The 13,742-nt window shown below is 67.2% G+C and carries 14 protein-coding genes; 7 read left to right on the top strand and 7 right to left on the bottom strand.

Annotation, left to right across the window (positions count from 1 at the left end; translation table 11 throughout):
- Both dusB and GX543_RS06785 read left to right on the top strand, forming a co-directional pair.
- Nucleotides 1-891: tRNA dihydrouridine synthase DusB (gene dusB / locus GX543_RS06790; protein ID WP_290850793.1), on the top strand; the 891-nt coding region annotated here is incomplete at its 5' end.
- 121 nt (nucleotides 892-1,012) lie between these two features.
- Complete coding sequence (locus GX543_RS06785; protein WP_290850792.1) at nucleotides 1,013-3,277, top strand: LCP family protein; 2,265 nt, start codon at nucleotides 1,013-1,015, stop codon at nucleotides 3,275-3,277.
- 157 nt (nucleotides 3,278-3,434) lie between these two features.
- On the opposite strand, the gene phoU is transcribed toward GX543_RS06785, so the two are convergent.
- On the bottom strand, nucleotides 3,435-4,097 hold the full coding sequence (gene phoU, locus GX543_RS06780) for a phosphate signaling complex protein PhoU (RefSeq protein ID WP_290850790.1): 663 nt from the start codon (nucleotides 4,095-4,097) through the stop codon (nucleotides 3,435-3,437).
- A gap of 193 nt (nucleotides 4,098-4,290) precedes the next feature.
- Between phoU and GX543_RS06775 the strand changes: the two genes are divergently transcribed.
- The gene (locus tag GX543_RS06775) at nucleotides 4,291-4,923 is read left to right on the top strand and encodes a TetR family transcriptional regulator (RefSeq protein ID WP_290850789.1); all 633 of its coding nucleotides are present in this window, start codon (nucleotides 4,291-4,293) and stop codon (nucleotides 4,921-4,923) included.
- 83 nt (nucleotides 4,924-5,006) lie between these two features.
- Here the strand turns inward: GX543_RS06775 and pstB are convergent, their stop codons facing one another.
- The 6 genes from pstB to GX543_RS06745 form a co-directional block, all read right to left on the bottom strand.
- Nucleotides 5,007-5,783, bottom strand: coding sequence for a phosphate ABC transporter ATP-binding protein PstB (gene pstB / locus GX543_RS06770; RefSeq protein WP_290850788.1), 777 nt, complete (start codon nucleotides 5,781-5,783; stop codon nucleotides 5,007-5,009).
- Between the two features lie 2 nt (nucleotides 5,784-5,785).
- A complete protein-coding gene (gene pstA, locus GX543_RS06765) occupies nucleotides 5,786-6,643 on the bottom strand; it encodes a phosphate ABC transporter permease PstA (protein ID WP_290850787.1) in 858 nt (285 codons plus the stop codon).
- Nucleotides 6,644-6,655: 12 nt separating this feature from the next.
- Nucleotides 6,656-7,738, bottom strand: a complete 1,083-nt coding sequence (pstC, locus tag GX543_RS06760; RefSeq protein WP_290850786.1) for a phosphate ABC transporter permease subunit PstC — start codon at nucleotides 7,736-7,738, stop codon at nucleotides 6,656-6,658.
- The gene (gene pstS, locus GX543_RS06755; RefSeq protein WP_290850785.1) at nucleotides 7,735-8,802 is read right to left on the bottom strand and encodes a phosphate ABC transporter substrate-binding protein PstS; all 1,068 of its coding nucleotides are present in this window, start codon (nucleotides 8,800-8,802) and stop codon (nucleotides 7,735-7,737) included. The genes pstC and pstS overlap by 4 nt, the downstream gene beginning before the upstream one ends.
- Nucleotides 8,803-9,017: 215 nt before the next feature.
- A complete protein-coding gene (gene mshD / locus GX543_RS06750) occupies nucleotides 9,018-9,959 on the bottom strand; it encodes a mycothiol synthase (RefSeq protein ID WP_290850784.1) in 942 nt (313 codons plus the stop codon).
- Complete coding sequence (locus GX543_RS06745) at nucleotides 9,952-10,692, bottom strand: response regulator transcription factor (protein WP_290850783.1); 741 nt, start codon at nucleotides 10,690-10,692, stop codon at nucleotides 9,952-9,954. The genes mshD and GX543_RS06745 overlap by 8 nt, the downstream gene beginning before the upstream one ends.
- 120 nt (nucleotides 10,693-10,812) lie before the next feature.
- Here GX543_RS06745 and GX543_RS06740 point away from each other — a divergent pair, with 120 nt between their 5' ends.
- The 4 genes from GX543_RS06740 (at nucleotide 10,813) to GX543_RS06725 (ending at nucleotide 13,704) form a co-directional block, all read left to right on the top strand.
- Nucleotides 10,813-11,727, top strand: a complete 915-nt coding sequence (locus tag GX543_RS06740) for a DUF2993 domain-containing protein (RefSeq protein ID WP_290850781.1) — start codon at nucleotides 10,813-10,815, stop codon at nucleotides 11,725-11,727.
- 166 nt (nucleotides 11,728-11,893) lie between these two features.
- On the top strand, nucleotides 11,894-12,721 hold the full coding sequence (locus GX543_RS06735; protein WP_290850779.1) for a sulfurtransferase: 828 nt from the start codon (nucleotides 11,894-11,896) through the stop codon (nucleotides 12,719-12,721).
- A 40-nt stretch (nucleotides 12,722-12,761) separates the two neighbouring features.
- On the top strand, nucleotides 12,762-13,067 hold the full coding sequence (locus tag GX543_RS06730; protein WP_290850777.1) for a DUF1416 domain-containing protein: 306 nt from the start codon (nucleotides 12,762-12,764) through the stop codon (nucleotides 13,065-13,067).
- Between the two features lie 139 nt (nucleotides 13,068-13,206).
- Nucleotides 13,207-13,704: a hemerythrin domain-containing protein gene (locus GX543_RS06725; protein WP_290850775.1), complete on the top strand. Its 498-nt coding sequence runs from the start codon at nucleotides 13,207-13,209 to the stop codon at nucleotides 13,702-13,704.
- The last annotated feature ends 38 nt before the right edge of the window (nucleotides 13,705-13,742 follow it).

The following is a 13,742-nucleotide window of genomic DNA, read 5'->3' as shown; positions in this document are numbered from 1 at the left end:
GACCCGGCGACCGTCGGCAAGGCCGTCCGCATGATCGCGGAGGAGGACCTCGCCGACCACATCGACCTCAACTTCGGCTGCCCGGTCCCCAAGGTGACCCGCAAGGGTGGCGGCTCGGCCATCCCCTACAAGCGTCGACTGTTCCGCAACATCGTCGCCGCGGCGGTCCGCGCAACCGAGGGCACCGACATCCCGGTGACCGTCAAGTTCCGCATCGGCATCGACGACGAGCACCACACCCACCTCGACGCCGGCCGGATCGCCGCCGAGGAGGGCGCGCAGGCCGTCGCACTGCATGCGCGGACCGCGTCGCAGCGCTATTCGGGCACCGCGGTGTGGGACGAGATCGCCCGCCTCAAGGAGCACGTCACCACGGTGCCGGTTCTCGGCAACGGCGACATCTTCGAGGCCGACGACGCCGTCCGCATGATGGAGCAGACCGGCTGCGACGGCGTGGTGATCGGTCGCGGCTGCCTGGGGCGCCCGTGGTTGTTCGCCGAACTCTCGGCCCGATTGCGCGGTGTGGACGCACCCACGCCGCCGAACCTCGGAGAAGTGGCGCAGATCATGATTCGCCACGGCGAACTCCTCGCCGACCACCACGGCGAGATGAAGGGCATGCGCGAGATCCGCAAGCACGTCGCCTGGTATCTGCGCGGATTCCCCGCGGGCTCGGACCTGCGGTCGTCGCTGTCGCTGGTGAAAACCCTCGACGACCTGCGCGAGTTGGTCGCAGGCCTGCCGTTGGACACCCCGTTTCCCGAGGACGGTCACGGACCGCGCGGCCGTCAGGGCTCGCCCGCTTCGGTGGCCCTGCCCGAGGGTTGGCTCGACGACCCCGAAGAGGACATCGTCCCCGAAGGCGCCGAGATCATGCATTCGGGCGGCTGACGACACGTTCACGGGTCACGGTGATGGGAGTTCTCAGGTGCCCCTATTAATATGTGCGCAGCACGCGGTGACCGTCAGACGAACACCGCAAACCGCCCAGCCACTGCAAGGATGACCCACTGTGAGTTCTGACCGCCCAGGTTCCCCCGAGCCCGGAGACGACGCGCCCATACGGCGCTCGCGTCGCGCCGGCCGGGATACCGGGGCGTACGACTTCCGGAGCCGCTTCGGCGAAGGCGCGGCAGGCAATCAGCCGTCGCCGGCCGCACCTCCGACCGACGGGCTCCGCGAACCGTCGTCGCGCGAGGGGTACGTCCGCCCGCGAGGCCGACTCACAGTCCGCCAGCTCATGGAGCAGATGGGCGTCGACGAGACCGGCGCGCAGCAGCCGCAGCCTCAGTCGCAGCCGCAGCGCCGACCGACCGCGCCGCAGCAGCGGCAGCAGCCTCCGCAGCGGCCCGCGAGTCAGGTTCCGCCGGCGCGCGCTCCGCAACGGCCCGCGCCGCGGCCGATGCCCGTCGAGCAGACCACCGCGATTCCGCCGGTCACGAACCGGCCCACCGTCGACCTGTCGGACACCGCGACCACGGAGCGGCTGTCGCAGGAGTCGCGCGGCCAGCGGTCGGCGCCCGAGCCGCGTCCCGCCCCCGAACCCCGTCCGACGGCCGACGAGCGCGGCTCGGCTGCACCACCACCCGCCGACGCCGAGTGGGTCGACATTCCGCCGACGGCGGTCGAGCCGGAGGTCGTCGCGGACGAAGCGACGTCCGACGACTCCCCCCGCAAACGACGCAACCCGCTGCAGCCGACGCCTGACCTGACCGCCGCTCTCACGCAGCTGAAGTCCAAGCGCGCCCGCCCCGCGGACCGCAAACGCTCGATGAGGGTCGCGACCAACACCGGGCGCATCCTGTTGGGTCTGGCCTGCGTGCTGTCGTTGGTCGGCACCGGCTACGCGTGGAACTGGATGCGCACGGTCGACGGCGCGTGGAACAAGGTCAACGCGCTCGACCCCGACAACCCGAACATCCGTAAGTCCGGCGACCAGACCGGCGAAGAGACCTACCTGATCGTCGGTACCGACTCGCGGTCGGGCAAGAACGCGAAGGTCGGTGCCGGTGACGCCGATTCCGTCGAAGGCGCCCGCGCCGACACCATCCTGCTGGTGAACATTCCGGCCGACCGCAGTCGCGTGGTCGCGGTCTCGTGGCCGCGCGACCTCGCCGTCGACCGTCCGGAATGCCAGAACTGGGACAACGAAACCGCCGAGTACAGCGGCACGCTGGAGCCCGCCACCGGCATCAAGATCAACGGCATCTACGCCGACGGCGGCCCGAACTGCCTGGTCAAGACGCTCACACAGATGAGCGGCCTCAATATCAACCACTTCATCGCGATGGACTTCTCGGGCTTTGAGCACGTGGTCCGCGCAGTGGGCGGGGTCCAGGTGTGTTCGACGGTTCCCCTGTACGACTACGAGCTCGGCACCATCCTGCGCAAGGCCGGGACCAAGAAGCTGACCGGCCGCCAGGCGCTCAACTACGTCCGCGCACGCCACATCTCGGTGGAGGGCAACGGCGATTACGGCCGCATCAAGCGACAGCAGCTGTTCATGTCGTCGCTGCTGCGCTCGGCGCTGTCGGGCGACGTCCTGTCGAATCCGTCAAAGCTCAACAAGATGGTCAACACCTTCATCAAGTACAGCTACGTCGACAACGTCGATACCAACTCGCTGATCCAGCTCGCCGAATCGATGCAGGGCATGGACGCCGGTCGCGTCACCTTCGTCACCGTCCCGACCGCGGGTACCACCACCGACGGCGAGAACAACGAGATCCCGCGGATGGACGACATCGACGCCATCTTCGACGCGATCATCGACGACAAGCCACTCCCCGGCGAGAAGAAGGAGAAGCCGAAGTCGACGACGAAGGCTCCGGAAGCACCGAAGGCTCCCGCGCCGAAGTCGGAGCTGACGGCTCAGGACCCGTCGAACCTCAGCGTCCGCGTGCTCAACGGCTCCGGTGAGTCGGGCGTCGCCGGGTCGGCGATGGAAGAGCTGGTCCGGCAGGGCATCGACGTGTCGGGCATCGCCGACTCGTCCGAGAAGCGCACCGACACCGTCGTCCGCTACGGCCCGGGCGAGAAGGACTCCGCGGCGACCATCGCCAAGATGTTCCCGGACGCCAAGATCCAGGAGGATCGCTCGGTCAAGGTGGGCGCCGAGGTGATCCTCGGATCCGACTTCACCGGCGTCAGCAGCATCACCACGATCCCGTCCGCGGGCTCGGTCCTGACCGTCGGCGAACTCCCCGCCCACAGCAGCGGCAACGACCTCCCGAACGACCTCTCGGTCACCAACGCCGGCGACACCACCTGCTCGTAGTCGCACTCCCGAAGCTGATCGAGTGCCGCCCTAAGCTGATCGAGTGTCGTCCCAGGCTGGTCGAGGCCGTCCTAAGCTGATCGAGTGACGCTGCGAGCGAAGCGCGCAACGGCGTATCGAGATCGCCCCGCCGCGCGCTCGACCAACCTACTGACGACTAGCTCGCCTCGAGCAACTGCTCCGGCGTCTTGCCGGTGGCCTGGAAGACCACCCGGCGGGCGATCAGAACCGCGTGATCGGCGAAGCGCTCGTAGTAGCGGCCCAGCAGCGTCACGTCGACGGCCGCCGCGACGCCGTGCTCCCACTCCCGGTCCATCATCACGGTGAAGAGGTGGCGGTGGAGGTCGTCCATCGCGTCGTCGTCGTCCATCAGGGTCAGCGCGTCGTGGTAGTCCTGATTCTCCAGAACCCGACGCGCGTGGTGCGCCAGCTCGACGGCCAGGCGCCCCATCTCTTCGAAGTAGCCTGCGACTTCCTCGGGCAGAACGCGTGCCGGATGGCGGCGTCGGGCCACCTTGGCCACGTGAAGTGCCAGGGCGCCCATGCGGTCGATCTCGGCAACCAGCTGGAATCCGCTCACGATGGATCGGAGGTCGCCGGCCACCGGCGCCTGCAGTGCCAACAGTTGGAAGGCCTCGTCCTCGGCCTTGGCCGACTTCTCCGCCACGGCGTCATGGTCGGAGATGACCTTCTCGGCGAGCTCGAGGTCGCCCTCGAGCAGGGCCTGAGTGGCCTGAGCCATTACTACTCCGACCTCGTCGACCATGTCTCCGAGGGTCTGATTCAGTGCAGCCATCTGCTCCTGATAAGCGTCACGCATGGATTCCACCTTACGTAAGGCGAATTGCCACCTCGGGCCTCCACGATGAAGTCAGTATGAACTTTTAGCACCCTGGGTGACGTCCAGGCGACCGCCGCGCTACAGACTCCCCGAAAGGGGTTGCCTTTACCGTAACCGGTCAATAACATCACTGATGAATGGATTTCGATCAAACGATCAACTTCGGAGGAACATGGTCCGGCTTTCGGTGGAGCAGCGGCGAGAAGCCGCCATCGACGCGACGATGCGCGTGATCGCGCGCGACGGCGTCGAAGCTGCGACCACCCGTCGGATCGCTCAAGAAGCCAAGGTCGGCCAATCGAGTCTGTTCTACGCCTTCGCCTCGCGCGATGAGCTCCTGGCTGCAGTCGTCGAGCACGGCATCGCCCAGGAACTGGCGGCCATGGACGGCTGGCTCAGTCAGGCGTCGGCAATGTTCACCACCTCCCAGATGAGCATTGCCGACGTCCTGACCGCGGCGTTCCAGGTCTTCGCCTACGACCTCGTCGAGAACCGCGATCGCGAACACGCGCTGGTGGAACTGGCGCTCTACGCCCAGCGCACCGAGGGCCTCGAGCACCTCGGTGAGAAGTTGTACAGCGGTTACTACCGGCTGATCTCCGGGCTGCTGAGTGTCGCTGCGGATTCGACCGGCATCACCTGGACCGAACCGACCGACCATCTTGCTCGCATCGCCCTGGCCATGACCGACGGCATGACGCTGAGCTACCTGAGCACCGGGGACCGCACGATCCTGGATCAGATCGTCTCCGGCGGTACCCAGCTGATGCTGGGATACGTCGCCGCGCCTTCGCACGCCGAGTAGTTCGTATTTGAATCCCCGATACGGCGAGAACTTGCCGTATCGGGCCGAAAACGGCCGAATCGGGGATTCAAATACGACGACGCCTACCCAAAACGGCCCGAGATGTAGTCCTCAGTCTCCTTGCGGACCGGGTTCGAGAACACGTCGGCGGTCGCGCCGACCTCCACCAACTGACCGGGCTTACCTGCACCGGAGAGGTTGAAGAAGGCGGTCTGGTCACTGACGCGCGCAGCCTGCTGCATGTTGTGGGTGACGATGACGATCGTGTAGCTGCTCTTCAACTCGGCGATCAGGTCCTCGATCGCCAGGGTCGAGATCGGGTCGAGCGCCGAGCACGGCTCGTCCATCAGCAGCACCTGCGGCGAGACCGCGATCGCCCGAGCGATGCACAGCCGCTGCTGCTGACCGCCGGACAGGCCGCCGCCGGGCTTGTCGAGGCGGTCCTTGACCTCGTTCCACAGGTTGGCGCCGCGCAGACTCGCCTCGGCGACCTCGTCGAGTTTGGCCTTGTCGCGGACGCCGCCGAGACGCAGGCCGGCGACCACGTTGTCGCGGATCGACATCGTCGGGAACGGGTTGGCACGCTGAAACACCATGCCGACGGTGGTGCGAACACCCACCGGGTCGACGCCCTTGTCGTAGAGGTCGACGTCGTCGAGCCGCACCGAACCGGTGGTGTACGCACCGGGCGTCACCTCGTGCATCCGGTTGAGCGTGCGCAGCACGGTCGACTTTCCGCAGCCCGAGGGGCCGATGAACGCGGTCACCGACTTCGGTGCGATCTTCAGCGAGACGTCCTGGACGGCATGGAAATCGCCGTAGTAGACGTTCAGATCTTCAATGGTCAGGCTCTTGGCCATGGTCAGCTTCTCTCCATCCGGGGCCCGGTGAATCGGGCGAGCACCCGAGCGAGCACGTAGACGATCGCAACGGCGATCACCAGGGTCAGGGCGGCGCCCCACACGGTCTCGTAGCCGCTGGGGCCCTGGTTGTATTCCTGGATCATCATCAGCGGCAACGACTCCTGGTTGCCGACGAACGGGTTGTAGTTCATCGCGCGGCTGGCGCCGACCAGAATCAGCACCGGCGCCGACTCGCCCATCACGCGGGCGATCGCCAGCATGATGCCGGTGATGATGCCCGACATCGCGGTCGGCAGGACGATCCGCACAATGGTCTTCCACTTCGGGACGCCGAGCGCGTACGCCGCCTCCCGAAGATCCTGCGGGACGATCTTCAGCATCTCCTCGGTGGCACGGACCACCAGCGGGACCATCAGCAGAACCAGCGCGAGGGCGACGGCGAAGCCCGACCGCGGCATGTCGAAGGTGGTCCGCCAGACCGCGTAGATGAACAGCGCGGCGACGATCGACGGCACGCCGGACAGCACGTCGACCATGAACGTCGTAATGCGCACGAGTCGTCTACTGCTGTCTGCGTACTCGACGAGGTAGATCGCGACGAGCACGCCCAGTGGAATCGCGACGACCGCCGCGATCGCGGTCTGCATCAGCGTGCCGACGATGGCGTTGGCCGCGCCGCCGAAGCGCTCGGACTTGGTCCACCAGTCGATGTCCAGGATCGGCCCGATGCCGCGGGCGACGAGCGTGTAGATCAGCCAGCCCAGCGGCACCACGGCCAGCGCGACCGACGCGGTCACCGCGCCGCGCACCACGGTGTCGGTGACGCGCCGCTTCGGCGAGAGTGTTGTCAGTTCCATGTTCTCTCTCCCCTACTTGCCTCGCCGCGCGATGACACTGCGCGCCGCGGCGTTGACGAGGAATGTGAGGGCGAACAGCACCAAGCCTGCCGAGATGTACGCGCCGGTCTTGAGCGGCGAGTCGAACTCGGCGGCGTTGTTCGCGATCACCGTCGCGAACGTCTGGCCGCTCTCCATCAGGTTGAAGTTGATCGGACCCGCGGTCGACATGATCAGCAGCAGGGCCATCGTCTCGCCGAGCGCTCGGCCCAGGCCGAGCATCGATCCGCTGATGTAGCCGGAGAAGCCGAACGGCAGCACCGCGTAGCGGACCACCTCGAACTGCGTGGCGCCGAGGGCCAGCGCGGCCTCACGATGCGAGGCGGGGGTCTGCGCGAAGACCTCGCGCGTCACCGCGGTGATCACCGGCAGGATCATCACCGCGAGCACGATGCCCGCGGTCATCATGGTGCCGCCGGTCGACATGTTGGCGGCGTTCTCCGGTCGCGCGAAGAACGGCAGGAAGCCGAGGTCGTCGACCAGCCAGTTGTTGACGCCGACCAGTGCCGGACCCAGGACCAGGATGCCCCAGAGTCCGTAGACGATCGACGGGATCGCCGCGAGCAGGTCCACCACGTAGGCGATCGGCGCGGCCAGTCGCTTGGGTGCGTACTCGGTGACGAAGAGCGCGATCCCCAGGGCGACGGGCATCGCGATGATCAGCGCGATCACCGAGACCAGCACCGTCGCATAGAACTGACGCGGAATGCCGAACTCGAGCGTGGCACCCGACACGATCCAGCTGCCGGTGTAGGTGAAGAAGTTGGCGCCGTTCTTCGCCAGTGCGGGAACCGCCTGGATCAATAGGAAGAGCGCGATCAGACCGATGACGACCGAGACCAGCAGACCCGAGCCCGTGGCGAGGGTCGTCATGACCCGGTCCCCGACACGGGAGACAGCCGAGCCGGAGCGACGATTCGCTCCGGACCCGGCTGCCGCTCCATTCTTGCTGGCTGTCGGACCCGACGCCGCGGCGCCCAGACCCGACTCCTCCGACACGGCCGAGCGCCCGTCGCGGTCAGCGCGAGGGTTCACGGTGGTGTCCGAGCGCGTCACAGCGCGTCGATCGTTCCGCGAAGCTTGGTCTTGAAGGCCTCGGGCAGCGGCACGTAGCCGAGCTCATCGAGACCGGTCTGACCCTTGTCGAGGATGGTGGTAAACGCCGACTTGAGGTTCTTCGACACCTCGGCGTCGGCGTAGCCGGTGGAGCAGACGATCTCGTAGGTCGTCAGGACCAGCGGGTACGCGCCGGCTTCCTTGAGGCTGTACAGCGCGCCGGTGTCGACCACCAGGTCCTTGCTGTCGGGCTTGACGAACTCGGCGGCGTCGAGGGCCTTGCCCGCCGTGGCCGCGGTGAGCTCGGTGGCTCCGGCACCGAAGTCGATGGCGGCGATGCTGAGCTGGTTCTCGGTGGCGAAGCCCCACTCGACGTAGGTGACGGCGCCCTCGGTCTTCTTGACGGTGTCGCCGACGCCGGTCGACTTCGACGCGCCCGAACCGCCCTGGCCCTTCCATTCCTTGGAGTGCTCGTACGGCCACTCGGCCGGTGCCGCGGTGTTCAGGTAGCGGGTGAAGTTGTCGGTGGTGCCCGAGCTGTCGCTGCGGTGGACCGGGATGATCTTGGTCGCGGGCAGCTTGGCGTCCGGGTTCAGCGCCTTGATCGCGGGGTCGTCCCAGCTGGTGATCTTGGAGTCGAAGATCTTCGCGAGGGTCGGCGCGTCGAGGTTCAGCTTGTCGACACCGGGGACGTTGAAGGCGATGGCGACCGGGCCGGCGACCAGCGGCAGGTGCCAGGCGTCGTTGCCGCCGCAGCGGTTCTTCGCATCGGCGACCTCGGCCTCCTTCAGCGGCGAATCCGAACCGGCGAAGTCGACGTCGCTGGCCAGGAACTTCTTGATGCCGTCGCCCGAGCCGGACCCGGTGTAGTCGAGGATCGCACCGTCGTTGTCGGTGAGGACCGAGGCGAAGTGCTCGATTGCCTTCTGCTGGGCGGTGGAGCCCTCGCCGGTCACGGTGCCTGCGGAGGAGCCTTCGCCGCACGCGGTCAGGACGAGGGAGACTGCGGCGAGGCCTGCGGCGGTGGCGCCTGCGCGGCGGACGAGCTTCGGGGACACGCTCATGAGAGTTCGGGTGCCTTTCATCTATTCAGGTAACGAGCCGAAGCTATCGACACCTGGTTAGCGAAAGGAGACCGAAGGGTTACCGGTCCGGTAATAGTCCGGCCCGGAACATGAACGGTCGGTGGACGTTCCGTGCTTGTCGAGGCGTTTCAATCCCGCGACCACTAGAAATAGACGGTCCGGCGGAGAGATCTACGGTTGCGTGGCGCGCGCCACTACTGTCGGCGGTACGCGATGTCTGCGGTGTAGCGCGTGAAGCCCAGCTTCGAGTAGGTGTTCAAGGCCGCCGTGTTGTCGCCCTCCACGTACAGCTCCACCTCGTCGAGTCCCGCCTCATCGCGCCCGGGACCGCCGGGGGTCAGCGCCGCCATGTAGTGCAGTCCCGCCAGCGTCAACAGCGCCCCGAGACCGCGGCCCTGGGCAGCCGAGTCGACGCCGACGATGTACACCTCGCCGAGCGGCGGCGCGTCGTCCGTTGCGGGGTGAATCTTGGTCCAGTGGAAACCCAGCAGGGTGTCGGGATCGGCGGCGTCGAAGGCCAGGAAGACACCCGCGGGGTCGAACCAGTCCGCGCCGGTGCGGTCGGCGATCTCGGCCGGCGTCCAGCCGCCCTGCTCGGGATGCCAGGAGAAGGCGTCGTTGTTGACGCGCAGGATCTCGGCGTCGTCGGCCGGGCCGGCGTATGTGCGGACGACGACGTCGTCGCGCTGGGGAAGGTCGGGCAGCGGTGCCGCGACCGGGCGGCGCAGCTGCAACAGCTCGCGGGCCCGTTCCAGTCCCAGGGCCGTGGCGACGGCGGCCGCGGCGGGCAGGTCGCCGTGCGCCCAGACCTGCGGCGGTTCGGTGCCCGGCACGGCCTGTGCTGCGGTCAGCGCGGCGTCCACCAATGCCCGACCTTCGCCGCGACCGCGATGGTCGGGATCGACCACCGCTTCGACCATCGCTGCTCCGCCGTCACGGGCCGCGATCACGTTGGCGTATCCGTGCTCGCTGCGGAGGTGGAGGTCGGCGCCGGACTCGATCGCCAGTCGCGCCTGCTCGGCGAGCGGCGGCACCCCGTCGACGCGTTCGGCACGTTCGACGAGCCTGCGCGCGACGGCGATGTCGTCGGTGCTCAGGGGGCCGGAGATCACGCGGGGCTGCTTCTGCTCAGTCATCGCCTTCCACAGTATCGGCCGCGTCGTCGAAGTCCGGCGAATCCTTCGAGGGGGCGTCGCCGCCTGCCCGACGCGGCGGCTTCACCGCCTTGTAGCCGACGTTGCGGACGGTCCCGATCAGCGACTCGTGGTCGCTGCCCAGCTTGGCGCGGAGTCGTCGCACATGGACGTCGACGGTGCGAGTGCCGCCGAAATAGTCGTAGCCCCACACCTCGTGGAGCAGTTGAGCGCGCGTGTAGACGCGGCCGGCGTTCTGCGCCAGGTATTTGAGGAGCTCGAACTCCTTGTAGGTGAGGTCGATGGGGCGTCCGCGCAGCCGGGCGGTGTAGGTCGACTCGTCGATCACGAGTTCGCCCAGCGTCACCTTGTCGGCCGGTTGGTCGTCGGTGTGCACGGTGCGCGACGACACCATGCGCAGTCGCGCTTCCAGTTCGCCCGGCCCGGTGCTCGGCATCAGGAAGTCGTCGATCCCCCATTCGGCGTTGACGACCACCAGGCCGCCCTCGCCGACGATCGCGATGATCGGCGCGGTCCCGGTGTCGGCGACCAGTTTGCACAGGGTCTTCGCCGCGGCGAGGTCGTTGCGCGCATCCATCAGGATCACGTGGGGGTCGCCGAGGCGCACCAGCGACGAGGTGTCGGCGGGCAGCACGGTGACGCGATGAGAGAGCAGAGAAAGCGACCCCAGCGCGCCGTCGGCGGTCGGTTCTTCGGTCAACAGCAGCAGATCCACACACCACTCCGATCCAGACGTGGCCTCAGGGACTCGGAGAGCAAGCGGAGTCCCTAGCGTTGTGGGCTGTCGATCGACGCTGGTCGCAGCACCCGGTATTCAAATGACAGAATAGCGCCGATGTCCCGAATCGCTAGCGTCGCCCCGCGAACCACGTCCCGTCGAGCCCTGAGGATCGGCGCGTGGCTGGTTGTCGTGGCGGTGGTCGCAGGGGTGCTCACGCTGATCGTCGACGGCGTCGCGGCCTCCCGCGCCGAGCATCGACTGGCCCGCGCACTGCAGGCGTCGCCGGGTGTCCCGTTCGAACCCGACGTCATCATGAGCGGCTTCCCGTTCCTGCCGAAGAGTACGTCCGGCGAGTTCAGTTCCCTCTTCATCAGTGCCGAGGGCGTGCCGATCCCCGACTGCGGCGTCGACCCGGTCTGCCGCATCACGGTCGACGCACGTCTCCAGGACGCGGTCATCGGCGACACCGGGGAGGTGGGCCCGGAGACCGAGATGAAGGCCGCAGGCCTGAAGGTGGAGTCGCGCGTCGACTCGCCCACGCTCGGCAGGCTGATGAACATCGTCGACCTCTACATCAACACCCCCGCTCCCGAGGACAAGATCGGCGGCGGTGGTCCGGGTGACGGCCTCTTGGAGCGCACCGAGGGAATCATGATCAGCGGCACCGTTCCGCTGCCGGGTTCGCCGGAGACGCAGGACGGCTTCCCGCCGTCGGCCGCCGCGTACACCGCGCCAAAGGTCAAGGTCAGCGTCAGCGCCAAGGTCTTCGTGGTGGACGGTCGCATCCACATCGAGGCCACCGACTTCTACGACGGCCCCGAGGAGCACTACTCGGCGGACGTTCCGGTGGAATTTCGCTCAGCGGTATTAAAAAGGTTCTCCACCGTGCTCCCACCCCTGCAGATGGCCTGGGGAGGCACCGCGAAACACGCCCTGAGCAGGGGAAGCGATCTTGTCGCGATCGGCGATTCCGGGCCGGTGGTCGTGCGTCCGATTCAGTACGCGAAAGCGCTCCCGAGCGGGTCCTGATTTCTGTTGTAGTGTCGCTTTCATGCAGCCGGGACGGGAGCCGCAGGCACCTGACTGCACGTCGATGACCTGCTGTTACCGGCATTGAACCCACTCTCGCACCACGCGGGAATCGTCGTATCAAGACACTCGCTGCTCGCGTGGCGAACTTCGAAAGGAACCGAACATGGCACGCTCCGATGTGCTCGTCAGTGCTGACTGGGCTGAAGAGAATCTCAACACCGACAAGGTCGTCTTCGTCGAGGTCGATGAGGACACCTCGATCTACGACCTCAACCACATCCCGGGCGCCATCCGCCTCGACTGGCGCAAGGATCTGCAGGACGGCCTTCGTCGCGACTTCCTGAACGCCGAGCAGTTCGGCGCCCTGCTGAGCGAACGCGGCGTCGCCAACGACGACACCGTGGTCCTGTACGGCGGCAACAACAACTGGTTCGCCGCATACGCCTACTGGTACTTCAAGATCTACGGCCACAAGGACGTCCGCCTGCTCGACGGCGGCCGTAAGAAGTGGGAGCTCGACGGTCGTACGCTGAGCAGCGACGCCGTGACCCGCCCGGCCACCACCTACGTCGCCCAGGCCGCAGACACCTCGATCCGAGCCTTCCGCGACGAGGTCATCGACGCCATCGGAAACAAGAACCTGGTGGACGTCCGCAGCCCCGACGAGTTCTCGGGCAAGATCTCCGCACCGGCGCACCTCCCGCAGGAGCAGGCGCAGCAGCGCGGCCACGTCCCGACCGCCATCAACATCCCGTGGTCGACCACCGCGAACGAAGACGGCACCTTCAAGTCCGACGACGACCTCACCGCGCTGTACGCGGCCAAGGGCTTCGACGACGCCAAGGAGACCATCGCGTACTGCCGCATCGGCGAGCGCTCGAGCCACACCTGGTTCGTCCTGCAGGAACTGCTGGGCAAGCAGAACGTCAAGAACTACGACGGCAGCTGGGTCGAGTACGGCTCGCTGGTCGGCGCCCCGATCGAGCGCTGAGCGCTCTCCACCCACTTCATTCTCTGAGAGGACTACTGACATGTGCGCTGCACCCAAACAGGGTCAGACCCTTCCCGCAGGCGTTGACACCGAGAAGGAGACCGTCCTGACCGGACAGGTGGTCGACGGCTCGGGCAACCCCGTCGCCGGCGCGTTTGTGCGCCTGCTCGACGGCACCGGCGAGTTCACCGCCGAGGTCGTCGCATCGGCCACCGGCGACTTCCGCTTCTTCGCCGCTCCCGGCACCTGGACCCTCCGCGCGCTGAGCGCCCAGGGCAACGGCGACGTGACCGTCTCGCCCGAGGGCGCAGGTGTGCACAACCAGGACGTGACCGTCTCGCGCTGATACCGCGCGGCTGTCCAACGGGCCCCGGTCTGCCATTGCGGCGGGCCGGGGTCTTGTCATCTGTTCGTGCCACGGCGGGTCGACGACGGCCGGTAGTAGCGTGGACATAGCGCCCGTAGCGGACGCGGGAAGGGACGTCATGTCAGATCAAGCCACTCTCGCCGAAGTCCTCACCGTCGAACATCACGCGATCGACGCAGGCATCGAGAAGTTCGTCGCCGCGTCGCCCGGAGGCCCGATCGGCGAATGGTCGGCGCCGCTGGTGCAGGCGATGGCCGCGCTGCGACGACACATCTACCTGGAAGAGGAACTGGTGTTTCCGTCGCTCCGCAACGGCCCGCTGATGATGCCGATCATGGTGATGCTGAACGAGCACGGCGAGATGTGGCGCCGGATGGCCGCCCTCGACGAGCAGCTCGCCGCCGACGGCGTCGACCAGGAACCGCTGCGCAGCGAAGTGGCCGCGGCCTGCACCGAGATGCTCGGTCTGCTCGCCGACCACAACAGCAAAGAGGAGCCGGTGATCTACCCGCACCTCGACTCCGACATGGACGACGACTCCCGCGCCTTCCTTCGAGACTTCCTCGACGACGGCACCACCCCCGACGGCTGGGAGTGCGCCCGCGCCGCCGCCTGACCGTTCCGTCGCCTGAGCGGTTGGGGTATCCGCGTAGT

It is taken from the genome of Gordonia sp. (in: high G+C Gram-positive bacteria), from assembly GCF_012515855.1.
Lineage (GTDB): Bacteria > Actinomycetota > Actinomycetes > Mycobacteriales > Mycobacteriaceae > Gordonia.
The sequence above is the reverse complement of the archived record's forward strand: the minus strand, read 5'-3'. Positions and strand labels throughout refer to the sequence as shown.

Coding starts and splice junctions, on each gene's coding strand:
- phoU (WP_290850790.1), bottom strand. CDS start 4,097: ATGCGTGACGCTTATCAGGAGCAGATGGCTGCACTGAATCAGACCCTC.
- GX543_RS06775 (WP_290850789.1), top strand. CDS start 4,291: ATGGTCCGGCTTTCGGTGGAGCAGCGGCGAGAAGCCGCCATCGACGCG.
- pstB (WP_290850788.1), bottom strand. CDS start 5,783: ATGGCCAAGAGCCTGACCATTGAAGATCTGAACGTCTACTACGGCGAT.
- pstA (WP_290850787.1), bottom strand. CDS start 6,643: ATGGAACTGACAACACTCTCGCCGAAGCGGCGCGTCACCGACACCGTG.
- pstS (WP_290850785.1), bottom strand. CDS start 8,802: ATGAGCGTGTCCCCGAAGCTCGTCCGCCGCGCAGGCGCCACCGCCGCA.
- mshD (WP_290850784.1), bottom strand. CDS start 9,959: ATGACTGAGCAGAAGCAGCCCCGCGTGATCTCCGGCCCCCTGAGCACC.
- GX543_RS06740 (WP_290850781.1), top strand. CDS start 10,813: ATGTCCCGAATCGCTAGCGTCGCCCCGCGAACCACGTCCCGTCGAGCC.
- GX543_RS06735 (WP_290850779.1), top strand. CDS start 11,894: ATGGCACGCTCCGATGTGCTCGTCAGTGCTGACTGGGCTGAAGAGAAT.
- GX543_RS06730 (WP_290850777.1), top strand. CDS start 12,762: ATGTGCGCTGCACCCAAACAGGGTCAGACCCTTCCCGCAGGCGTTGAC.
- GX543_RS06725 (WP_290850775.1), top strand. CDS start 13,207: ATGTCAGATCAAGCCACTCTCGCCGAAGTCCTCACCGTCGAACATCAC.